Source organism: Haemophilus aegyptius (assembly GCF_900475885.1).
Lineage (GTDB): Bacteria > Pseudomonadota > Gammaproteobacteria > Enterobacterales > Pasteurellaceae > Haemophilus > Haemophilus influenzae.
Genome location: NZ_LS483429.1, coordinates 813,290 through 835,804, shown reverse-complemented (window position 1 = coordinate 835,804; position 22,515 = coordinate 813,290). Strand labels below are relative to the sequence as shown.

General features: G+C 39.2%; 24 protein-coding genes, 1 tRNA gene and 1 other annotated feature. Of the genes, 17 read left to right on the top strand and 8 right to left on the bottom strand.

Going from position 1 to position 22,515, the window contains the following annotated elements:
- Positions 1 to 21 precede the first annotated feature (21 nt).
- The 4 genes from proC to DQN49_RS04465 all read left to right on the top strand — a co-directional run bounded on the left by proC (position 22) and on the right by DQN49_RS04465 (position 3,340).
- A complete protein-coding gene (gene proC, locus DQN49_RS04480; RefSeq protein WP_006996177.1) occupies positions 22 to 837 on the top strand; it encodes a pyrroline-5-carboxylate reductase in 816 nt (271 codons plus the stop codon).
- A complete protein-coding gene (locus DQN49_RS04475; RefSeq protein WP_006996176.1) occupies positions 837 to 2,003 on the top strand; it encodes a 3-phenylpropionate MFS transporter in 1,167 nt (388 codons plus the stop codon). The genes proC and DQN49_RS04475 overlap by 1 nt, the downstream gene beginning before the upstream one ends.
- Positions 2,004 to 2,033: 30 nt before the next feature.
- Positions 2,034 to 2,927 carry a site-specific tyrosine recombinase XerD gene (gene xerD / locus DQN49_RS04470; RefSeq protein ID WP_006996175.1) on the top strand — a complete coding sequence of 298 codons (894 nt, stop codon included), beginning with the start codon at positions 2,034 to 2,036 and terminating at the stop codon, positions 2,925 to 2,927.
- A gap of 125 nt (positions 2,928 to 3,052) precedes the next feature.
- Positions 3,053 to 3,340, top strand: coding sequence for a DUF5339 domain-containing protein (locus DQN49_RS04465; RefSeq protein WP_006996174.1), 288 nt, complete (start codon positions 3,053 to 3,055; stop codon positions 3,338 to 3,340).
- 51 nt (positions 3,341 to 3,391) lie between these two features.
- On the opposite strand, the gene ruvB is transcribed toward DQN49_RS04465, so the two are convergent.
- The 6 genes from ruvB to aspS form a co-directional block, all read right to left on the bottom strand.
- Positions 3,392 to 4,399: a Holliday junction branch migration DNA helicase RuvB gene (ruvB, locus tag DQN49_RS04460; RefSeq protein WP_006996173.1), complete on the bottom strand. Its 1,008-nt coding sequence runs from the start codon at positions 4,397 to 4,399 to the stop codon at positions 3,392 to 3,394.
- A 7-nt stretch (positions 4,400 to 4,406) separates the two neighbouring features.
- The gene (ruvA, locus tag DQN49_RS04455) at positions 4,407 to 5,021 is read right to left on the bottom strand and encodes a Holliday junction branch migration protein RuvA (protein ID WP_006996172.1); all 615 of its coding nucleotides are present in this window, start codon (positions 5,019 to 5,021) and stop codon (positions 4,407 to 4,409) included.
- Positions 5,022 to 5,083: 62 nt separating this feature from the next.
- Positions 5,084 to 5,656 carry a crossover junction endodeoxyribonuclease RuvC gene (gene ruvC, locus DQN49_RS04450; protein ID WP_006996171.1) on the bottom strand — a complete coding sequence of 191 codons (573 nt, stop codon included), beginning with the start codon at positions 5,654 to 5,656 and terminating at the stop codon, positions 5,084 to 5,086.
- Positions 5,657 to 5,702: 46 nt separating this feature from the next.
- Positions 5,703 to 6,443 (bottom strand): YebC/PmpR family DNA-binding transcriptional regulator, encoded by a 741-nt coding sequence (locus DQN49_RS04445; protein ID WP_006996170.1) that lies wholly within the window; start codon positions 6,441 to 6,443, stop codon positions 5,703 to 5,705.
- Positions 6,444 to 6,602: 159 nt separating this feature from the next.
- Positions 6,603 to 7,079 carry a dihydroneopterin triphosphate diphosphatase gene (gene nudB, locus DQN49_RS04440; protein WP_006996169.1) on the bottom strand — a complete coding sequence of 159 codons (477 nt, stop codon included), beginning with the start codon at positions 7,077 to 7,079 and terminating at the stop codon, positions 6,603 to 6,605.
- 21 nt (positions 7,080 to 7,100) lie between these two features.
- On the bottom strand, positions 7,101 to 8,867 hold the full coding sequence (aspS, locus tag DQN49_RS04435; protein WP_013527496.1) for an aspartate--tRNA ligase: 1,767 nt from the start codon (positions 8,865 to 8,867) through the stop codon (positions 7,101 to 7,103).
- A 218-nt stretch (positions 8,868 to 9,085) separates the two neighbouring features.
- Between aspS and DQN49_RS04430 the strand changes: the two genes are divergently transcribed.
- From DQN49_RS04430 to priC, 6 genes are all read left to right on the top strand, one after another.
- Positions 9,086 to 9,604 carry an isoprenylcysteine carboxyl methyltransferase family protein gene (locus tag DQN49_RS04430; protein WP_005649040.1) on the top strand — a complete coding sequence of 173 codons (519 nt, stop codon included), beginning with the start codon at positions 9,086 to 9,088 and terminating at the stop codon, positions 9,602 to 9,604.
- Positions 9,605 to 9,656: 52 nt separating this feature from the next.
- Positions 9,657 to 10,382, top strand: a complete 726-nt coding sequence (cmoA, locus tag DQN49_RS04425) for a carboxy-S-adenosyl-L-methionine synthase CmoA (protein ID WP_006996165.1) — start codon at positions 9,657 to 9,659, stop codon at positions 10,380 to 10,382.
- A 74-nt stretch (positions 10,383 to 10,456) separates the two neighbouring features.
- Entirely contained in the window at positions 10,457 to 10,864 is a 408-nt protein-coding gene (gene gloA, locus DQN49_RS04420) for a lactoylglutathione lyase (RefSeq protein WP_006996164.1), read from the top strand.
- A gap of 73 nt (positions 10,865 to 10,937) precedes the next feature.
- Entirely contained in the window at positions 10,938 to 11,627 is a 690-nt protein-coding gene (rnt, locus tag DQN49_RS04415) for a ribonuclease T (protein ID WP_005691801.1), read from the top strand.
- 94 nt (positions 11,628 to 11,721) lie between these two features.
- Positions 11,722 to 11,843 (top strand) — a sequence feature (His leader region).
- A gap of 97 nt (positions 11,844 to 11,940) precedes the next feature.
- On the top strand, positions 11,941 to 13,293 hold the full coding sequence (locus DQN49_RS04410; RefSeq protein ID WP_005654065.1) for a Na+/H+ antiporter family protein: 1,353 nt from the start codon (positions 11,941 to 11,943) through the stop codon (positions 13,291 to 13,293).
- A 32-nt stretch (positions 13,294 to 13,325) separates the two neighbouring features.
- The gene (gene priC / locus DQN49_RS04405; RefSeq protein ID WP_006996163.1) at positions 13,326 to 13,913 is read left to right on the top strand and encodes a primosomal replication protein PriC; all 588 of its coding nucleotides are present in this window, start codon (positions 13,326 to 13,328) and stop codon (positions 13,911 to 13,913) included.
- A gap of 51 nt (positions 13,914 to 13,964) precedes the next feature.
- On the opposite strand, the gene DQN49_RS04400 is transcribed toward priC, so the two are convergent.
- Together DQN49_RS04400 and efp are read right to left on the bottom strand one after the other, a co-directional pair.
- Positions 13,965 to 14,054 (bottom strand) — tRNA-Ser (locus DQN49_RS04400).
- Between the two features lie 210 nt (positions 14,055 to 14,264).
- Positions 14,265 to 14,831, bottom strand: a complete 567-nt coding sequence (gene efp / locus DQN49_RS04395) for an elongation factor P (RefSeq protein WP_005662944.1) — start codon at positions 14,829 to 14,831, stop codon at positions 14,265 to 14,267.
- Positions 14,832 to 14,868: 37 nt separating this feature from the next.
- On the opposite strand from efp, the gene epmB reads away from it, so the two are divergent.
- The 7 genes from epmB to DQN49_RS04360 all read left to right on the top strand — a co-directional run bounded on the left by epmB (position 14,869) and on the right by DQN49_RS04360 (position 22,513).
- Positions 14,869 to 15,885, top strand: coding sequence for an EF-P beta-lysylation protein EpmB (gene epmB, locus DQN49_RS04390; RefSeq protein ID WP_006996162.1), 1,017 nt, complete (start codon positions 14,869 to 14,871; stop codon positions 15,883 to 15,885).
- A gap of 98 nt (positions 15,886 to 15,983) precedes the next feature.
- Positions 15,984 to 17,249 carry an opacity-associated protein OapA gene (gene oapA / locus DQN49_RS04385; RefSeq protein WP_081457585.1) on the top strand — a complete coding sequence of 422 codons (1,266 nt, stop codon included), beginning with the start codon at positions 15,984 to 15,986 and terminating at the stop codon, positions 17,247 to 17,249.
- A gap of 61 nt (positions 17,250 to 17,310) precedes the next feature.
- Positions 17,311 to 17,715 carry an MliC family protein gene (locus tag DQN49_RS04380; protein ID WP_006996160.1) on the top strand — a complete coding sequence of 135 codons (405 nt, stop codon included), beginning with the start codon at positions 17,311 to 17,313 and terminating at the stop codon, positions 17,713 to 17,715.
- A gap of 2 nt (positions 17,716 to 17,717) precedes the next feature.
- On the top strand, positions 17,718 to 18,428 hold the full coding sequence (gene recO / locus DQN49_RS04375) for a DNA repair protein RecO (RefSeq protein ID WP_006996159.1): 711 nt from the start codon (positions 17,718 to 17,720) through the stop codon (positions 18,426 to 18,428).
- Positions 18,429 to 18,564: 136 nt separating this feature from the next.
- The gene (locus DQN49_RS04370) at positions 18,565 to 19,170 is read left to right on the top strand and encodes a fimbrial protein (protein WP_006996158.1); all 606 of its coding nucleotides are present in this window, start codon (positions 18,565 to 18,567) and stop codon (positions 19,168 to 19,170) included.
- Positions 19,171 to 19,265: 95 nt separating this feature from the next.
- A complete protein-coding gene (locus DQN49_RS04365) occupies positions 19,266 to 19,961 on the top strand; it encodes a fimbria/pilus periplasmic chaperone (RefSeq protein WP_006996157.1) in 696 nt (231 codons plus the stop codon).
- Positions 19,958 to 22,513: a fimbria/pilus outer membrane usher protein gene (locus DQN49_RS04360; protein ID WP_006996156.1), complete on the top strand. Its 2,556-nt coding sequence runs from the start codon at positions 19,958 to 19,960 to the stop codon at positions 22,511 to 22,513. The genes DQN49_RS04365 and DQN49_RS04360 overlap by 4 nt, the downstream gene beginning before the upstream one ends.
- Positions 22,514 to 22,515: the final 2 nt, after the last annotated feature.

The following is a 22,515-nucleotide window of genomic DNA, read 5'->3' as shown; positions in this document are numbered from 1 at the left end:
CCCATAAAAGTAGGAAAAACGATGCAACACAAATTGATTGCCTTTATTGGCGGCGGCAATATGGCGCAGGCTATTATTCTTGGCTTGTTGAAACAAGGTTATCCTGCCGAGCAAATTATTGTGAATGATCCGAATGAGGAAAAAAGAGCATTTTTTGCCAATCTTGGCGTGGCAACTTCAGAAAATAATGTGGAAAGCGTAATTAAAGCGGAAGTTGTATTGCTTGCGGTAAAACCTCAAATGATGGCTGATGTTTGTTTGCCACTAAGTGCGGTGGATTTTTCCGATAAATTGTTAATTTCCATTGCTGCGGGTATTTCAACTGAACGCTTGAACGCATTAATTCCAAGCGTAAAATCGATAGTACGCGTCATGCCAAATACGCCCGCATTGGTGGGGGAAGGTATGGCGGGTTTATTTGCACCGAAAAATACGAGTGAAAATTACCGCACTTCTGCACAAGATTTATTGGGAGCAGTGGGAAGAACGGTTTGGGTGAATGATGAAACTCAAATGCACGCAGTCACCGCTGCTTCAGGAAGTAGCCCTGCCTATTTCTTTTTAATGCTGGAGGCTATGCAGCAAGCCTTAATCAAAATGAATATTGATGAAAAAACAGCGCGTGAATTAGTGCAGCAATCTATGCTTGGTGCAGCAAAAATGGTGACCGAAAATCCGCAAATTGCACTTTCAACTTTGCGTGAAAATGTTACCTCGAAAGGTGGCACTACTGCGGCAGCGTTAGCAGTATTTGACGCTCAACATTTTAATCAAACAATAGAGCAAGCTATGCAGGCTTGTTTGTCTCGTTCACAAGAAATGGAAACTTTATTCTAATGCAAGTTCGTCCTTTTTATTGGCTCGCACTGAGCTTTCTAGGTTACTACTGCGCTTATGGCGTATTTTTGCCCTTCTTTCCCGCATGGTTGAAATCACAACAATATGGGGAGGAAATGATTGGTTTGGTGATCGGGAGTGCTTATATTTTCCGATTTGCGGGCGGATTATTTTTTTCATCGCTGATTAAAAAAGCTAATCATATTATTAGTTCCTTACGTCTATTGGCGTTAGCATCGGCAATTATTATGGCGGCTATGAGTTTAGTTGCACATAATTTTTGGTTGTTGTTTATTGCTATCGGTTTGTATGCCTCTGTGAATTCAGCGGGAATGCCGATTGGGGATTCGTTGGCATCCACTTGGCAACGTCAAATCGGCTTGGATTACGGCAAAGTACGTTTAATTGGCTCTTCTGCCTTTATCCTTGGCGTAGTGGTGTTCGGCGGCATGATTGGTTGGGTTGGCGAGCAAAATATCGTGTGGATTTTAACCGCACTTTTATCTTTCTATACCATCATTCAGCTTTTAAAACCGACCATTCCCCCAAAAGATGAAATACCTGAAGATGGCGCTCAAAATAATATTGGTTTTATTGCTTTACTGAAAAATCCTATTACATTGCGAGTCATGATTGCAGTGGGGCTGATTCAAGGCTCTCATGCGGCTTATTATGTGTATAGCACAATTTATTGGACAAGTATTGGGATCTCCGTTTCTCAAACGAGCTTACTTTGGGGCATTGGAGTATTAGCGGAAATTGTATTATTTTTCTTTTCTCGTCGCTTATTTCAAAATATTTCTATCAGTGTGCTACTTTATATTTCTGCGTTTGCGTGCGTTGGACGCTGGGTTGTAATGGGATATATTGAAGATTTTTGGTTGATATTCTTATTGCAACTTATGCATAGTTTGACTTATGCCGTGTGTCATTATGCGATTGTTCGCTATATCACCACCCAGCCGCAAAGCCATATTGCGAAGTTGCAAGGTTTGTATAATGGTTTATCGAATGGTGTGCTTATTGCCATTTTCACCGCGATTGCTGGCATGATTTATCCAACTTCGCCAGCGATGACATTTGTATTTATGAGTATCATCGCAGCTGCTGCATTTTTTGTGATTCCACGCAAGTTAAATGCCTTTTTGATTGTTCAGCATAAATAGGATGCATCGCTTTCCTTGTAGAAAAGTAATATGAAAAATCTTGCGCTCATTGATTTGTTTCTTAACGAATATTGGATTGAAAAAGGGCTTTCAGAAAATACCGTTCAATCTTATCGTTTGGATTTAACCGCACTTTGTGATTGGTTGGATAAAAACGGCTTGTCTTTGGAAACTTTAGATGCTGTAGATTTGCAAGGTTTTCTAGGAGAGCGTTTGGAGAAAGGTTACAAAGCCACGAGCACCGCGCGAATGTTAAGTGCAATGCGTAAACTTTTCCAATATTTATATCGGGAAAAATATCGAGTAGATGATCCAAGTGCGGTGCTAAGTTCGCCTAAATTACCCAGTCGCTTGCCAAAATATTTAACCGAGCAACAAGTGTCTGATTTGCTCAATACGCCAGATGTTGAAGTGCCTTTGGAGTTGCGTGATAAAGCAATGTTAGAGTTGCTTTATGCGACGGGGCTTCGTGTCACGGAGTTAGTTTCGCTTACGATTGAAAACATGAGCGTGCAACAAGGTGTGGTGCGAGTGATTGGTAAAGGGAACAAGGAACGTATTGTGCCAATGGGGGAAGAAGCTGCTTATTGGGTTCGTCAATTTATGCTTTATGGTCGCCCTGTTCTCTTAAATGGGCAGAGTTCTGATGTTGTGTTTCCAAGTCAGCGCGCACAGCAAATGACTCGTCAAACTTTCTGGCATCGTGTAAAACATTATGCCATTCTCGCAGATATTGATGCTGAAGCACTTTCCCCTCACGTTCTTCGCCATGCTTTTGCCACCCATTTAGTGAATCACGGTGCGGATTTACGCGTGGTGCAAATGTTGTTGGGTCATACAGATTTATCTACAACACAGATTTATACTCACGTGGCAAAAGAAAGATTAAAACGATTGCATGAAAGATTTCATCCTAGAGGATAATTTCGGGGTAAATTTTGACACGCATCACAAATTTTGAATAAAAAATTAGACAGCTCAAGCATATTTTGCTATCTTGCGAAAAATTTCGACATTTATTCTATCGAAAAGTAATTTTGGATTCTAAAATGAAAAAAATCACGCTTTTTTTTACCGCACTTTTATGCTTATTTTCAACTTCTGTTTTAGCAGAATCTAATTCAATGCCTAAACAATGCGAACAACTATTTAAAGAAACAGAGAATTTGATTGCCCAAGCAGAAAAACAACTTGGAACCCACATTCAAGTAAGTAAAATCAAAAGTAAACTAAACCAAAGCAAACAACAAATTCTTCAAATGGAATTAGCGACTCAGTTAAAAAGTTGTGAAGTGGGTTTAGCAAAATTAAGTAACTTGAAAAGTTATAGTGAGTAATTAAAAAAGCCTTATTGAGTACAATAAGGCTTTTTTAGTGGTTAAATTTATCTAGTCTGATAATTTCTGCAAACCAAAATGACGATAAGTTTGTGATGTTGCAATACGACCTCTCGGCGTTCTTTGTAAAAAACCCTGTTGAATCAAATAAGGCTCTAACACATCTTCAATGGTATCACGTTCTTCGCCAATTGCAGCAGCAAGATTATCTAGCCCCACAGGCCCACCATCAAAACGCTCAATAACTGCAGACAACAATTTTCTATCCAAATAATCAAATCCGGCATCATCGACATCCAGCATTGAAAGCGCTTGTTTTGCCACATCTACAGAAATTACACCCCCATTACGCACATCTGCATAATCACGCACGCGTCGTAATAAACGGTTTGCAATTCGAGGCGTGCCTCGTGAACGACGAGCCACCTCGAAAGCGGCTTGTTGTTCTAATTCAAGATTTAAACAGTCCGCACTTCTTGCAACGATAGATGTTAAATCTTCTACAGAATAAAACTCCAAACGTTGCACAATACCAAAACGATCACGCAATGGAGAAGTCAAAGAACCCGCTCTAGTGGTCGCGCCAACCAAAGTAAAAGGGGGTAAATCTAATTTAATGGAACGAGCAGCGGGTCCTTCGCCAATCATAATATCCAACTGATAGTCTTCCATTGCTGGATAAAGGACTTCTTCAATAGCAGGGGAAAGTCGATGGATTTCATCAATAAATAATACATCGTGCGGTTCAAGATTAGTAAGCATTGCGGCTAAATCTCCCGCTTTTTCTAATACAGGCCCTGACGTCGTACGAATATTCACGCCCATTTCATTTGCCACAATATTAGCAAGCGTTGTTTTTCCCAAACCTGGAGGGCCAAAAATCAATAAATGATCTAAGGCATCTTGACGTAGTTTGGCTGCCTTGATGAAAATATCCATCTGCTCGCGCACTTGCGGCTGCCCAACATAATCTGCTAATAGTTTAGGACGAATAGCACGGTCGATAACATCTTCATCAACCTTAGCTTGCCCGCTAATAATTCTATCTGCTTCAATCATATTTTTCCTACAATGCGGCTTTTAATGCTTCACGAATAACTTGTTCACTGGTTAATTCAGGTTTAACAACGCGTTTTACCATTTTTTCTGCTTCTGCAGGTTTATAACCTAAAGCAATTAAGGCTGAAATTGCTTCATCAGATGAACTTTCCGAGTGGGATTCAATAGATGGGGATAATCGAATATGCGTACTTTCTACAAAGAAATCGCTTTGTTTTACGCCTTTAAATTTACCTTTGAGTTCAACTAACAAACGTTCAGCTGTTTTTTTGCCAACACCTGGAATTTTAGTGAGTTTAGAAAGTTCTTCTCTCTCAATTGCGTAAGCAAATTGTTCGACCGACATGGCGGATAAAATCGCTAAGGCTAATTTAGGCCCCACCCCATTTGTTTTAATTAATTCACGAAATAAAGTGCGGTCTGTTTTCTGGGCAAATCCAAAGAGTAAGTGAGCATCTTCACGAACAACAAGATGGGTGAATAAAGTTGTTTCTTGTCCAATTTCTGGTAAATCATAGAAACTCGTCATCGGCAAAAGCAATTCATAGCCTACGCCTTGCACATTGAGTAAAATTTCTGGAGGTTGTTTTTCTAAAAGAATGCCTTGTAAGCGACCGATCATAATTCTTCCGAATGATAAAAAAATTAACGCATAGAATAAAATAAAACTGGACGAACATCCAGTTAAATTTTTAATCTAAAGCGTCCTCGGCTATATCTGGTCTTTAAAAGTGCGGTCATTTTTTCTTGCATTTCTGTCATTTTCACAGAATTGGCAATATGTAAAGAATGTTGAATAGAATGCGCATGTGTAATCGCAATAGCCAACGCATCCGCTGCATCGGCTTGAGGTTTATCTGACAACTTCAAAATACGAGTCACCATTTCTTGCACTTGTACTTTATCAGCAGAACCAATGCCCACAACCGTTTGTTTTACTAAACGTGCGGCATATTCAAAAACAGGTAAATCATGATTTACCGCTGCAACAATCGCCGTGCCGCGAGCCTGCCCAAGTTTCAAGGCTGAATCCGCATTCTTCGCCATAAACACTTGCTCAATCGCAAACATATTAGGTTGAAATTGCGTGATGATTTCAGTTACCCCAGCATAAATGCGTTTCAAACGGGTGGGTAAATCTTCAACTTGAGTACGAATTGCGCCACTGCCGAGATATTCCAAATGTCTTCCTGTTTGGCGAATCACACCGTAGCCCGTTACGCGAGAGCCGGGGTCAATACCTAAAATAATGCTCATAATTTCTATAAAAAATGGGTAATTAAATTACCCATTTATTGCATTATTAAAGTTGAGATGCCACTTCGTCACTAATTTCACCATTGTGATATACGTTTTGTACGTCATCACAATCTTCCAGCATATCAATTAAACGAAGTAATTTTGGTGCAGTTTCAATATCAAGATCAACGGTTGTTGATGGAATCATCGTTACTTCAGCTTCTTGTACTTTAAAACCAGCTGCTTCAATGCCATCGCGCACTGAACCTAAATCTTCCCAAGCAGTATAGATTTCAAATGAACCATCATCTTGTGGTTGAATATCATCAGCACCCGCTTCGATTGCTGCTTCAGTTAAGGCATCTTCATCCGCTTCTGCGATTAAGATTAAACCTTTTTTGCTAAATAAATAACCCACAGAACCTTCTGTTCCCAAGTTACCACCGCATTTGGTAAAACTTGGGCGCACTTGTGAGATCGTACGGTTTGCATTATCACTTAAACATTCCACCATAACCGCTGTACCGCCTGGGCCATAACCTTCATAGATTTTGGTTTCCATATTGGTGTCATCGCCACCACCTATGCCACGATCAATAGCGCGGTTGATAGTATCGCGCGTCATATTGTTGCTAAGTGCTTTATCTACTGCTGCACGTAAACGCGGGTTAGCACTCACATCGCCACCACCAATTTTAGCTGCGGTAACAAGTTCACGAATTAATTTAGTAAAAATTTTACCGCGTTGTGCATCTTGTGCTGCTTTGCGGTGTTTAATATTAGCCCACTTACTATGACCTGCCATTTTATTTCCTTCTGTTTTGATCTTATTGATCTTGATTTAATTAAACGTTTTGACCTAGGCTAGGTATATCCTAGGTTAGTAAAAGTGTTACCCCGTTGGGAGTGGATGTAGCTTTTCCCAAAAGAGAACCGCTATCACCATAATTAGCTGTGATTATACTTACCTACGGAGATTAAAAAGATATTTTTTAATAGCTTCCGCATTATTCTGGGATTTCGTCATTTCTACTGCTTTTTTCGCCGACACCCAGCAAAAATCTAAATGCTCACTCAATACTGGAATAAATTCTTTTTCCACCTCACACAAAAACCAATGTTCTTTGCAGTGAGTAATATTCGGTGCGTATTTATAGCGGAAATGTGGAAAAATTTCAAATTCTATGCTCTCATTGCAATCAAAAAGTGCGGTGGAATTTTCCGAAATTTCTAACCGCACTTCTTCCCATAGCTCACGAATTGCTGTTTTTTTTGGTGCCTCACCACTTTCAATGGTGCCAGTAACAGACTGCCAAAAATCAGGATCATCTTGGCGTTGGAGCATTAAAACTCTGTTTGTATCTTTAGTGTAAATTACAACGAGAACAGATTGATTATTTTTGTATTGCATCATTAAAAATGCGGCCAAATCTGACCGCACTTCATTCCTAATATTTCAAACTTATTCTGCTTTAACGACAGAAATTGCCAACTCTTCCAATGCTTGCGGATTTGCAAAACTCGGGGCTTCCGTCATTAAGCACGCTGCTGCCGTAGTTTTAGGGAAAGCAATTACATCGCGAATGTTTTCCGTGCCTGTTAAAAGCATAGTTAAACGGTCTAAACCGAATGCTAAACCAGCATGTGGCGGTGTACCAAATTTTAACGCATCTAATAAGAAACCGAATTTCTCTCGTTGTTGTTCTTCGTCAATACCAAGAATACGGAACACAGTTTGTTGCATTTTCGGATCGAAAATACGTACAGACCCCCCCCCCACTTCGTAGCCGTTGATGACCATATCGTAAGCATTGGCTACCGCACTTGTTGGATCAGCCTCTAATTGCTCTGGGCTGAAATCTTTTGGTGAAGTGAATGGATGGTGCATTGCTGCAAGATTACCTTCTTCATCACGTTCAAACATTGGGAAATCAATGACCCAAAGCGGTTGCCATTCGTCTAAACGAGTTAAGCCAAGATCACGACCTAATTTCAAACGTAACGCGCCCATTGCATCAGTGGTAGTTTGCCATTTGTCTGCACCGAAGAATAAAATATCGCCAGTTTGTGCATTCACACGTTCTGCTAACGCTTTCCATACCTCTTCATTTAAAAATTTCGTAATCGGACTTTGCACGCCTTCAAGACCAGCATTAATATCGTTTACTTTTGCCCAAGCCAAACCTTTTGCACCGTAGATTCCTACAAATTGTGTATATTCATCAATTTGTTTACGAGTAATTTCTGCACCATTTGGTACTCGAATGACTGCAACACGGCCATTTGGATTGTTTGCTGGCTCATTAAATACTTTAAAATCAACATCTTTGACAATATCTGCTACATCTACCATTTCTAATGGATTACGCAAATCTGGCTTATCCGAACCAAAACGACGCATTGCTTCTTGCCAAGTCATCACTGGGAACTTACCTAAATCTACACCAATGGTATCAAGCCATAAGTCGTGCACCATACGTTCCATAATTTCGCGGACTTCTGGCGCAGTTAAGAAAGAAGTTTCCACATCGATTTGAGTAAACTCAGGCTGACGATCTGCTCGTAAATCTTCATCACGGAAACATTTTACGATTTGATAATAGCGGTCAAAACCAGACATCATTAAAAGCTGTTTGAAAAGCTGTGGTGATTGCGGCAATGCATAGAATTTGCCTTTATGCACACGGCTTGGCACTAAATAGTCACGCGCACCTTCTGGCGTTGCTTTGGTAAGCATTGGAGTTTCAATATCAAGGAAACCATTGTCATCCATAAAACGACGCACAAAGCTGGTGATTTTCGCACGGGTTTTCAAACGCTGCGCCATTTCAGGACGACGTAAATCTAAATAACGGTATTTTAAACGTTGTTCTTCGGTGTTATTTTGGTTGAAGTCTAATGGTAAAACGTCAGAAGCATTGTAGATGCATAATTCTTTCGCTAACACTTCCACTTCGCCTGTTGCCATATTTTTATTGATTTGGTTTTCAGGACGCGCAATCACTTCGCCTTTAATTTGAATACAGAATTCGTTACGTAAACCCGCAGCCGCTGTCAATGCATCTTGATATTTCGGATCAAAACAAACTTGCACAATGCCATCACGATCGCGCATATCAATAAAAATCAAGCCACCTAAATCACGACGGCGATGAACCCAACCGCTTAATGTTACGTCTTGTCCGATATTGTTACGGTTTAATGCTCCGCAATAATGTGTACGCATCATTTCAAAATCCTTTGTACTCTTTTAATTATGCTCAAAAATCTGTCGCAATTATAGCGGAAAACCAAGAGAGATAAAAAGTTTATTTATGCTGACAAATCAATCAAAAAAGCAAAGAAAAGTAATAAATGTTCAAAATAAAGGCTTTTTTGTGCCATATCATCAGATTTTTTGTTATATTGTGTGGCTTGTTGAGATCAAATTACGTTAAGGATAACTACATGTTATTTATCAATATTACTTTTGCCTGTATTTTAGCGATCCGTTTTTACAGTCTGTCTATTTCAATTCGTCATGAAAAAGCACTCATTGCAAAGGGTGCAATACAGTATGGTAAACGCAATTCCACACTGTTGTCCATTGCCCATGTTGCATTTTATTTTGCGGCGATCATTGAGGCGAATAAGCAAAACCTGTCATTTAATAGCACTTCACAAATAGGGTTGGCGATTTTAATTTTTGCTATTGCAATGCTATTTTATGTGATTTATGAGCTAAAAGAGATTTGGACAGTAAAAATTTATATTTTACCAGAACATCAAATTAATCGCTCTTTCTTGTTTAAATACGTACGTCACCCAAATTATTTCTTAAACATTATTCCCGAATTAATTGGTTTATCGCTTTTCTGTCAGGCTAAATATACCGCATTGGTTGGACTACCTATTTATTTGCTTATCTTAGCCGTGCGTATTAAACAAGAAGAGAGTGCCATGTCGCATTTATTTCCTAAATCATAATTTATAAATTTCTTCTAAAATAACGCCTCTTTCTCTCTGCCTTTAACACATTATGGTAAAAGATACTCTATTTTCTACCCCCATTGCTAAATTGGGGGATTTTATCTTTGACGAAAACGTTGCTGAAGTCTTTCCAGATATGATTCAACGTTCCGTGCCTGGCTATTCCAACATTATTACTGCAATCGGTATGCTGGCTGAACGTTTCGTCACGGCTGATAGTAACGTTTATGATCTAGGTTGCTCACGAGGAGCTGCCACACTTTCTGCACGTCGAAATATTCATCAACCCAACGTAAAAATTATTGGTATCGATAATTCTCAACCGATGGTTGAACGTTGTCGCCAACATATTGCGGCATATCATAGTGAGATACCAGTAGAAATTCTCTGTGACGATATTCGCCACGTTGAAATTAAAAATGCCTCAATGGTCATTCTCAACTTCACCTTGCAATTTTTACCGCCTGAAGATCGTATCGCATTGCTTACCAAAATCTATGAAGGTTTAAATCCAAACGGCGTATTAGTACTTTCTGAAAAATTCCGTTTTGAAGATACTAAAATTAATCATTTACTCATTGACTTGCACCACCAATTCAAGCGAGCCAATGGTTATAGCGAATTAGAAGTGAGCCAAAAACGCACCGCACTTGAAAATGTGATGCGTACAGACTCTATCGAGACACACAAAGTGCGGTTAAAAAACGTAGGATTTTCACAAGTAGAACTTTGGTTCCAATGCTTTAATTTTGGTTCGATGATTGCAGTTAAATAATTCATAACAAATTTATTTAATTCAACTTTTTTATGGCATAATGCCCGCACTTTTATCAAAAAAGGATTAAACCGATGCAAATTTTACACACTATGTTACGCGTGGGCGATTTAGATCGTTCAATCAAATTTTATCAAGATATTTTAGGCATGCGTTTATTACGCACCAGTGAAAACCCAGAATACAAATATACGCTGGCTTTTTTAGGTTACGAAGATGGCGAAAGTGCGGCAGAAATTGAATTAACATACAACTGGGGCGTAGATAAATATGAACATGGCACTGCATATGGACATATCGCTGTCGGCGTGGATGATATTTATGCGACTTGTGAAGCCGTTCGCGCGAGCGGTGGTAACGTTACTCGCGAAGCAGGGCCAGTGAAAGGTGGATCAACCGTCATTGCTTTTGTTGAAGATCCAGATGGTTATAAAATTGAGTTTATCGAAAACAAAAGTACTAAATCTGGTTTAGGTAACTAAAGTGCGGTCAATTTTTATTGTATTTTTAATAACGTAGGGATTCCTACGTTATTTTATTTTTAAGAGATAGATTATGTCCGATTCTCAAGAAATCCCTTATCACAACCAATTAAAAAATCGCTTTCGTGGCTATTTCCCCGTCATTATTGATGTTGAAACTGCAGGTTTTGATGCAAAAAAAGATGCGTTACTCGAACTAGCCGCCATCACATTAAAAATGGATGAAAACGGTTATTTGCATCCTGATCAGAAATGCCATTTTCATATCGAGCCTTTTGAAGGCGCAAATATTAATCCAGAATCCTTGAAATTTAATGGTATTGATATTCACAATCCACTACGTGGCGCGGTGTCTGAACTTGATGCAATCACGGGATTATTTCAAATGGTGCGTCGAGGACAAAAAGATGCGGATTGCCAACGTTCTATCATTGTGGCGCACAATGCCACTTTTGACCAAAGTTTTGTGATGGCTGCCGCTGAACGTACTGGCGTAAAGCGTAATCCCTTCCACCCTTTTGGAATGTTTGATACCGCAAGTTTAGCGGGCTTAATGTTTGGTCAGACTGTTCTCGTTAAAGCCTGTCAAGCCGCAAAAATTCCTTTTGATGGTAAACAAGCCCATTCAGCGTTATATGATACCGAACGCACGGCGAAATTATTCTGCTATATGGTCAATCATTTAAAAGATTTAGGTGGTTTCCCACATATTGCGTCTGAACTAGAACAGGAAAAAACAACTGAAAAAGAGACCGCACTTTAAGAAAAATAAAAAACTGGTTGCAATCGTTTTATTTTTCCAGTAGTTTAAAAGCAATTCTTATTTGGAGATAAAAAATGAACATTATCCGTCGTCACCATCATCACCATTCAACTGAATAATCTTTCAGGTTTTTGGTGTGCTTGGAAGATTTCTTCCGAGCTGACAGGATAATAAAAATCTTACCCCTCGGAAGGCAACTTTCGAGGGGTTTTGTTTTATTTACGATATAGGAGGCATTAATTTAGCGTTATTCTTTATTCAATAAAAATTTTAAAGTAAAGTATTTATCATTTAATTTACAAGGAAAAACACAATGTTATCAAACCCTGTTGTTATCTCAATCATCGTTTTGCTGGCACTTAGTTTGCTACGCATCAACGTTATTATCGCACTGGTGATTGCTGCGCTTACCGCAGGATTTATCGGTGATTTAGGTTTAACTAAAACCATCGAAACCTTTACAGGCGGCTTAGGTGGCGGTGCTGAAGTCGCAATGAACTATGCAATACTTGGAGCGTTCGCCATTGCTATTTCTAAATCAGGCATTACTGATTTAATCGCTTATAAAATCATCACAAAAATGAATAAAACACCAACTGCTGGCAATTTAACTTGGTTTAAATATTTCATTTTTGCGGTATTGGCATTGTTTGCCATCTCTTCTCAAAACTTACTTCCAGTGCATATTGCTTTTATTCCAATTGTTGTACCACCACTACTTTCAATCTTTAACCGTTTAAAAATTGACCGCCGTGCAGTAGCTTGCGTACTTACATTTGGTTTAACTGCTACCTATATGTTATTACCAGTAGGCTTTGGAAAAATCTTTATTGAAAGTATTTTAGTTAAAAACATTAATCAAGCTGGCGCAACCTTAGGTTTACAAACAAATGTAGCACAAGTTTCTTTAGCAATGTTGTTACCTGTTATTGGAATGATTTTAGGCTTACTCACAGCCATATTTATTACCTACCGTAAACCACGTGAATACAATATCAATGTTGAAGAACCAACAACTAAAGATATTGAAGCTCACATTGCTAATATTAAACCAAAACAAATTGTTGCAAGTTTAATCGCGATTGTCGCGACCTTCGCAACACAATTAGTCACAAGTTCAACTATCATTGGCGGTTTAATTGGCTTAATTATTTTCGTACTATGTGGCATTTTCAAACTAAAAGAAAGCAACGATATTTTTCAACAAGGCTTGCGCTTAATGGCAATGATTGGCTTTGTAATGATTGCTGCTTCAGGTTTTGCAAATGTGATTAATGCCACCACTGGCGTAACAGATTTAGTACAAAGCCTAAGTTCTGGTGTTGTGCAAAGTAAAGGTATTGCCGCATTATTAATGCTTGTCGTTGGTTTATTAATTACAATGGGTATTGGATCATCATTCTCTACAGTACCGATTATTACATCAATTTACGTACCACTCTGTTTATCTTTTGGTTTTTCTCCATTAGCGACAATTTCAATTGTAGGTGTAGCGGCGGCTTTAGGAGATGCAGGTTCGCCCGCATCAGACTCAACATTAGGCCCAACATCTGGCTTGAATATGGATGGCAAACACGATCACATTTGGGATTCTGTTGTACCTACCTTTATTCACTATAATATTCCATTATTGGTATTCGGCTGGATTGCAGCAATGTACCTTTAACGATTATAATCCCCCACTTGGGGGATTTTTTTATGACTGTTCAACAACTTATCCAACGCTTAGATCAAAAAGTTCAACAACTTTATCAAGCTCATTTATCCAAACGAGAAGAAAAAATCTTCGCCAAATTTGACCGCACTTTGTTCAGTGAAAATGGACAGAATGTTTCCTTTTATCTAAAAGAAATCAATCAAACGCTAGATAGAATAAAGACGTTAGAGTCTAACGATTCTAATCACTATAATTTTCTAGCTGAGCGTTTACTCGCCCAATGTTCCGTTCTTTCGGAAGCTTTAGTTCGCAAAAATACTCATCTAACTGAATCCCAAACAACAACGAAACAAACCATTCAAAAATCTCAACATAGCATTCATAAATTACCACCAAGAGAACGCCTAGAAAAATATTACGAAGCACGAGAACAATTGAATAATCTTTATCGACAGCATAAAGATTTAGCACAAGCTGAAAAAAATAATGATGAAAAAATACGTTATGCTCAACTTGCAGAAGTTTATAAAAAACGCCAGCAAAAATGCCAAGATGCAATCGATCTTTTAGAAGAATATTTGGTGTTTAAAGAAGAAGTGGAAAACCGTGAAAACACAGAAAATAGATGATGAGAAATAAAAAAACTAATTCTTCCGAATTAGTTAGCTCGTAAAAATTGATGGCGGAGGAATAGGGATTCGAACCCTAGGAGGGCGTAAACCCTCGCCGGTTTTCAAGACCGGTGCCTTCAACCACTCGACCATTCCTCCGTGATTTAATGCGCGTGAATAATACGTTCTCTAATAAAAACCGTCAAGTAGAAATAATCTCATTTTTATCAAGTGATTATTTTTACCACAGCTTATAAAAAATGCCTTTCCTATTTATGAACGGAAAGGCATTTTTATTGAATGAATTTCAGTGCTTTTTATTACTACAATATATCGCAGAAATTAACCGCACTTTTGTCATCTAAACAATTATTTTACGCGAGAGACGTATTCGCCAGAACGAGTATCTACTTTGATAACTTCACCGATTTGAACGAAAAGAGGTACTTTTACAACTGCGCCTGTGCTTAATGTTGCTGGTTTACCGCCAGTGCCTGCGGTATCGCCTTTAAGACCTGGGTCTGTATCGACGATTTCTAATTCAACAAAGTTTGGTGGCGTAACAGTAATTGGTGCGCCATTCCATAAAGTCACGACACAATCTGCTTGGTCTAATAACCATTTTTCTGCATCGCCTACGGCTTTTGCATCAGCAGAGTACTGTTCAAATGTTTCTGGGTGCATAAAGTACCAGAAAGCATCGTCTTTGTATGAATAAGTTAAGTTAAGATCCATAACATCAGCCGCTTCAACCGAAGTGCCAGATTTAAAGTTTACGTCTAATACTTTGCCTGAAATTAATTTACGAATACGAGTACGAGTGAATGCCTGACCTTTGCCTGGTTTTACAAATTCATTTTCAACGATGACACAAGGCTCGCCGTCTTGCATAAATTTTAGACCTGGTTTGAAATCACTGGTAGTATATGTAGCCATATTTGAAATATCCTAAAAATGAGAGATGGTTTGAAAAGTGCGTATTTTACCCCAAGAACCCGTCATTAGAGAAGAACAAAATTGGCTCACAATTCTAAAAAATGCCATTTCAGATCCTAAATTATTACTAAAAGCCTTAAATTTACCAGAAGATGATTTTGAGCAATCTATTGCTGCGCGGAAACTTTTTTCGCTTCGCGTGCCACAACCTTTCATTGATAAAATAGAAAAAGGTAATCCGCAAGATCCCCTTTTCTTGCAAGTGATGTGTTCTGATTTAGAGTTTGTGCAAGCGGAGGGATTTAGTACGGATCCCTTAGAAGAAAAAAATGCCAATGCGGTGCCAAATATTCTTCATAAATATAGAAATCGCTTGCTCTTTATGACAAAAGGCGGTTGTGCAGTGAATTGTCGTTATTGTTTTCGCCGACATTTTCCTTACGATGAAAACCCAGGAAATAAAAAAAGCTGGCAATTGGCATTAGATTACATTGCGGTGCATTCTGAAATTGAAGAAGTGATTTTTTCAGGTGGCGATCCTTTAATGGCGAAAGATCACGAATTAGCTTGGTTAATAAAACATTTGGAAAACATACCGCACTTACAACGTTTGCGTATTCACACCCGTTTGCCTGTTGTGATTCCGCAACGAATTACTGATGAATTTTGCACTTTATTAGCAGAAACTCGTTTGCAAAAAGTGATGGTGACACACATTAATCATCCGAATGAAATTGATCAAATTTTTACTAATGCGATGCAAAAATTAAACGCTGTGAATGTCACGCTGTTGAATCAATCTGTTTTGCTAAGAAGCGTGAATGATGATGCGCAAATTCTAAAAATATTGAGCGATAAACTTTTTCAAACAGGGATTTTGCCTTATTACTTGCATTTGCTAGATAAAGTGCAAGGGGCGAGCCATTTTCTGATTAGCGATATTGAAGCTATGCAAATTTATAAAACCTTGCAGTCTCTGACATCTGGCTATCTTGTTCCTAAACTTGCACGAGAAATTGCGGGCGAGCCAAATAAGACTTTATACGCAGAATAAGATCCGATAAAATACGCCCAATTTTCTCGTCGCACTTTTGGGCTTCTCAATTTTGTGGCTAATTAATATGAATAAGAACAAGCATCAGGGGCAATCCAGTGAATTCTATGGATAAAAATGAACAATCATCTCAAAATGAATTAGATTTAGGGCTTAATCAAGCAGAGCCAATTACACCAAAGAAAACAATTCAGCCAAGTTCGTCAATTTTAGGTAAAGCAAAAGGGTTATTTGCCAAAAAAAATCACGTGCAAACTAACTTTCAGCAACGTAAAGAACCCACTTTTGGGCATACTCCTGCTCAAGAAAGGACACCTTTTATTTCTAGCGAAACATTGAGAACGGAACAAGAGCCTGTTCTTCAAACTTCTTCCACAGAAGAAAATATTTCTGTGGTTGATGAAGAAATCAGTGCTGAAAATAACGCGGATGAAACCGTCGAAAAGGCTGAAAAACCTATTTTAGCCCAACCAGAAAAATGGAAAGTATTACAAGTATTGCCAGCAAAACATCGTCGCTTGTTTATGGCTATTTTGGCGTTGGTTATTTTATTGATTATTTTCTTTGCATTAAAACCAAGTTCTGACACGGTTGAGTCTTTTACTCAATCTAACAGCAATGAAATCCCTGTGCAGTTCCAATCCTTAGATAAAAGTCAGCCAGTAGAAACCACGATTTTAGATAATCCTCCTGCACAAAATCAAATGACTACAGAACAAGCTAACCAACCTGAATCTGCACCAAAAGTAGATGAATCGGCGAATAATACGACGGCTCAAAACCAATCAGTAGAAAATGCGCCAATGCAACAAAATGTTGTTCAAGCTCCAATTCAAATGCCAAATGAAATGGCTGCGGCATCTGTTGCGCCTATTGTTACGCCTATGCAACCAGCTCAAGCGGTAGAGCCACAAGTTGCGCATAAAGATATTACGAAAAAAGAAGTGAAAGTGGCAGAGAAAGCAGCGATGCCATCAAAAGCAACGGAACAAAATGTCGCTAAAACAGCAGGAAAAGCACCGATTGTTGAAGCCAAACCTGTTCAAGTTAAAAAAGAAAAGAAAGTTCAAATCGTTGATGCAAAACCTGTGAGTAAATCTACAGCTTCTCGTCTTGCTGCAAAAACATTAACTGTGCCGAAAGGTGTTTCACTGATGCAAGTCTTCCGTGATAATCAACTTAATATTTCCGATGTAAACGCAATGAGCAAAGCGACAGGGGCGGGGAATGTATTAAGTAGCTTTAAATCTGGCGATAAAGTAACGGTATCTGTGAATAATCAAGGGCGAGTAAATGAAATGCGTTTATCCAATGGCGCGCGTTTTATTCGTCAGTCTGATGGTTCTTATCAATATAAAAAATAATTTTTTGGGCGAGTAATCGCCCTTTTTTTCTTTTTTAAGTTCTTTTCTCAAGGTAGGATTTATGTTGAAAAAAATACCTCTTATTTTTACCGCACTTTTGCTGGCTGGCTGTGCGCAAAATGCCAGTGTGACACGCCCCCAAGCGCAAAAAATGCAAGTAGAAAAAGTGGATAAAGCCTTACAAAAAGGCGAAGCTGATCGATATTTATGTCAAGATGATAAACTTGTTCGTGTTGTACACGCCACACATAAAAAATACAAAAAAAATTTGCATTATGTCACTGTTACTTTTCAAGGCGTATCAGAAAAACTAACCTTAATGATTTCTGAACGTGGTAAAAATTACGCCAATATTCGTTGGATGTGGCAAGAGCGTGATGATTTTAGTACGCTAAAAACGAATCTCGGCGAAATTTTAGCAACGCAATGTGTGTCACAAACAAGTGAACGCTTATCTGGACAATAATCGTGCAAAGCGAACTTCAACGTGGTTTTGTTTTGCATCGTCGCCCTTATAGTGAAACGAGCTTATTGGTGGATTTATTCACTGAAGAAAGTGGGCGTTTAACCGTGATTGCAAAAGGGGCGCGTGCAAAGCGTTCATCTTGGAAATCGGTTTTGCAACCTTTCACACCTTTATTGTTGCGTTGGACGGGAAAAAGCGCATTGAAAACCCTTACCAAAGCTGAACCTGCCGCAATTACACTTCCTTTACAACAAATCGCCCTTTATAGTGGCTTTTATGTAAATGAATTACTCACTCGTGTTATTGAGTCTGAAACGCCAAATCCTGCGCTGTTTCAACATTATTTAAAATGCTTAACAGGCTTGGCAACGGAAACTAACGTTGAGCCAACGTTGCGTCTTTTTGAATTTCAACTTTTACAAATTCTTGGTTACGGCGTGGATTTTCTGCATTGTGCAGGGTCTGGCGAGCCTGTCGATTGCACAATGACATATCGTTATCGTGAAGAAAAAGGTTTCATCGCGTCTTTAGTGAAAGATAATCTTACTTTTTACGGCAGAGATTTATTAGCTTTTGAAGCCCTCGATTTTTCTGATGATGCGGTACGTCAAGCAGCAAAACGTTTTACTCGTATTGCGCTGAAACCTTATCTTGGCGATAAACCGCTAAAAAGCCGAGAGTTATTCTCACAGCACATTCTCTTGTTAAAATGATTTTTTATTTTTTTAAATAAGTATTGACAGTTGCATTTTTTTTGAATTATAATTTCCCCCCGAATACCTTTTAAACAGGTATTTTCGGTTAAATTAATAAAGGTTTATTAATTTTTAAAAAATTTTAATTTAAAGAATGATTCAAATAAAAAAACAACTCTTATCTGCTGCACTTGTTGCAGTATTCTCAGGTGCATTGGCAATAAATGCGAATGCGGCGACAAAAGGTAGAATCAATTTTACAGGGAAAATTGTTGAGCAGACTTGTATTGTTACAAACAATAATACAAATCAAACTATTGATCTTGGAAAAGCTCCTACAAATGCTTTTACACAGGAAAGCGATGTTGCAAATCCAACAAAATTTTCTATTCATTTAGAAAATTGCACATTAGCTGCAGCTGGCAATGCAAATACAGCACACAAAGTTAAAGCTGGGTTTTCTTCTGTTCAAAACGTTGATGTTGATCATAAATATACTTTAAAAAATGAAATTGGTGCAGATAAAGCAACAAATATTAATATCCAATTATTTAATAAAGATGGCAAGAAAGCGATTTCTCCAATGAAAACAGCAACTAATGGAAACCCTTTAACGCAGACTAATGCAGACGATGTAGATCCAGAAGATATTACAGCCTCAACAACATTAACCTACTTTGCAAAATTCTATGCTACTAGTGCTAATGTCGGTGCTGGCGATGTCAAAACCTCCGTCGATTTCGAACTCGTATATGAATAATCCTTTCTTTATTTCTATTAGGGCAAGTTAGCTTGCCTTTTTTGATTGCAGACGATTTGTTGGCGTTTGCATCTGTGTATTTTTAAGGGGAAAGGATGTTAAAAAAAATATTGTTCGGGGTGTTGCTGTTAAGTAGCACAGCGCAAGCCAATGTAGTGATTACAGGAACGCGGGTTATTTATCCAGAAAATGAAAAAACCATTACGGTTAAATTAGATAATCCTGGTAAAAAGGCATCGCTGGTTCAGGCATGGATAGATGAAGGGGATCCTGATGCAGATCCGCGTCATATTCAAGTTCCTTTTGCCATTACGCCACCTGTTAGCCGTATAGAATCTCAATCAGGACAAACCTTACGCATTACTTACACTGGCACAAAAGCCTTGCCTAAAGACAGGGAAAGCCTATTTTATTTCAATTTGCTTGATATTCCGCCTAAACCAAGCAAAGAATTTCTAGATTCCAATCAAAACTTTTTACAATTTGCTATTCGTTCTCGCCTTAAATTTTTCTATCGTCCAGAAAATTTAGCGATGAAGCCTGAAGATGCTTATAAAATGGTTCGTTGGCAGGCGGTATCTAATGGCGTAAACGTGGATAATCCAACACCTTATTATTTGAGTTATGTGTCGGCAGAAGTTAATCGTACACCCTTAAAAAAAGTGAGAATGGTCGCACCTTTCAGCCAAGTGGTGTTTGAGGGAAAAGGCATCCACAAAGGGGATAAATTGAAATGGTATTTGGTTAATGATTACGGCGGCGACAGTGCTGGCGAAGCGGTATTGCAATGAATCATTTTCCTGTTATCCAATCAATAAAAAATATGAAAAAACTGACAACAAAACCTTTTACCCGTCGCACATTGGCATATTTGCTGATACTTGCTTTTTATACGAGCTGGGGATATGCGGTGGAAGAAGATGAATTTGATGGCGCATATTGGGGCGGTGGCTCAAAATTGGGCGTTGATTTTTCTCGTTTTAATCAGAAAAATGCCGTGCTGCCCGGAGAATATGATGCAGAAGTGCGAGTCAATAATGTTTTAAAAGGCAATGTTAGACTGCGTTTTGCCGATAATGATGAAACCCAGCGTGCCGAATTGTGCCTGACTCCCGCTTTACAGGAAATGTTGGATTTGGAAAAATCTGCCATTAAACAACAAGGCGAAGAGGACAGTTGCGTTTGGGCGAAATATGCCATTCCTGACGCGGTATTTACTTATCAAACGGGCGAATTTCGTCTTGATGTAGATATTCCGCAAGCTCTCACAGTCAGCCATCCACGCGATTATATTTCGCCGACACGCTGGCAAAGTGGCACAACAGCGGCTTTTGTCAATTATGATGTGAATTATTACCGCTATCATAATCAGCGCAGTGTGAACGATAATTTTTATTTGGGCATACGGGCAGGGGCAAATATCGGCAGTTGGGCGTTGCGTCATTATGGTTCGCTGTCTTGGAATAAAAGTAATCTTTCAGGCAGTTATACCGATGGCTATCAGCATGGCGAAACCTATTTGCAACGAGATTTTGCGCTCTTGCAGGGCGATGTAACCTTAGGCGATTTCTACACCTCAGATGAAATTGGCGAAAGTTTTGGCTTGCGAGGAATTCGTGTGGCTTCTGACGACCGAATGCTTGCGCCTTCTCAACGCAGTTTTGCACCTGTTATACGTGGCATTGCGAATACCAATGCGAATATTACCATTAGACAAAATGGCAATATTATTTACCAAATTGCCGTACCTGCAGGGCCTTTTATTATCGATGATTTATATTCAAGCGGTAATAACGGCGATTTGCTGGTGGAAATTCAGGAAAGCGATGGAAAAGTGCGGTCATTTTCCGTGCCATTTTCAAATACCGCACCTTTGCTACGTGTTGGTCATTTCCGTTATCGGCTAAGTGGCGGAAAATATCGCCATAATGATGATGCGGTGGAAGATAACGTAATGCAGGCAACCCTGCAATATGGTTTATTTAATTCATTAACCATTAACGGCGGCGCGATTGCCTCGCCGAATTACCGTGCGCGCCTGTTTGGTTTTGGGCTGGCGACACCGATTGGTGCGTTTTCTGCTGATTCCACTTGGGCGAAAGCTCGCTTTTCGCATCAAACCTTTAAAGGACAGCGTTTACACGGTAATTATCGCATCGATTTCAATAATTTTGGAACAAATATTATGTTGTCGGTATATCGCTATTCGCGAGACTTTTACCGATTACAAGATACGTTGTCGATTAATCACGAAGCGAAAAAATATACAGGGTTTTATTTTCCGCTTCCTTATTTAGTTCCTAAAGGACAATACCAACTTTCGATTAACCAAAATATGGGCAAATGGGGCGATTTTTATCTTTCGGGGCAAACTTCCACCTATTGGGGAACGGAGGGCGAAAGTAGAGAGTATCAAATCGCCTATAGTAACCGTTACAAAAGCTTAGGTTATCAAATTTCCCTTTCGCAAACTCACGATAAAATCAGCGATAGGCGAGAAAAAGCAGTGTATTTGAGTTTTAGTCTGCCATTGGGCGACAATCATTCTCTTTCTAGCTCTTATTCTCGCCAGTCAGACTACAGTAGTGCTCAATTGGGCGTAAACGGGAGTTTGGGCGACAAACGGCAATGGAACTATGGTCTGTCTGTTTCTCAAGACGCCAACCGTTATCGTCAAGTGGCTGCCAATGGCGGATTCCAAAGCGGAATAGGCGATTATCGTGCTTCTTTCTCGCAAGATAATCAACACAGCCGTCAAATGGGTATAAGTGCGAATGGATCTATCGTGGCGCACCAATACGGTATAACGCTAGGGACACGAGTTAGTGATGGTTTTGCCATTATCCACGCCAAAGAAGGGCGCGGTGCTGGCATTGAATCAGGCAATGGCAATCTTGATTATTTTGGTAACGGCATTGTGCCTTATGTCAGCCCTTACAGTGTCAATTATATTGGTATCGATCCGAAAGGGGCGCAGGAAAATGTCGATTTTGAGGCGACAGAAACACAAATTATTCCGCGTGCGAACAGTATTCATTTGGTGGATTTCAGCACGCATAAAAATACGATGATTTTGTTTAACTTGAGCCTGCCGAGCCACGAGATCGTGCCGATGACGGCAACGGCGCAAGATGAAAAAGGGCAATTTGTCGGCTATGTTGGACAAGGCGGAATGCTGTTTGCAGAGAGATTGACGAAATCTGAAGGTCGTCTAAATGTGAAATGGGGACAAAACTCGGCAGATCAGTGCGAATTTGATTATCGAGTAGATCTTTCCGAAAACAGCAAGTTACAGGCAAAAACCTATGATGCACTTTGTACGCCAGTAAAAAATAGGGAATAAAA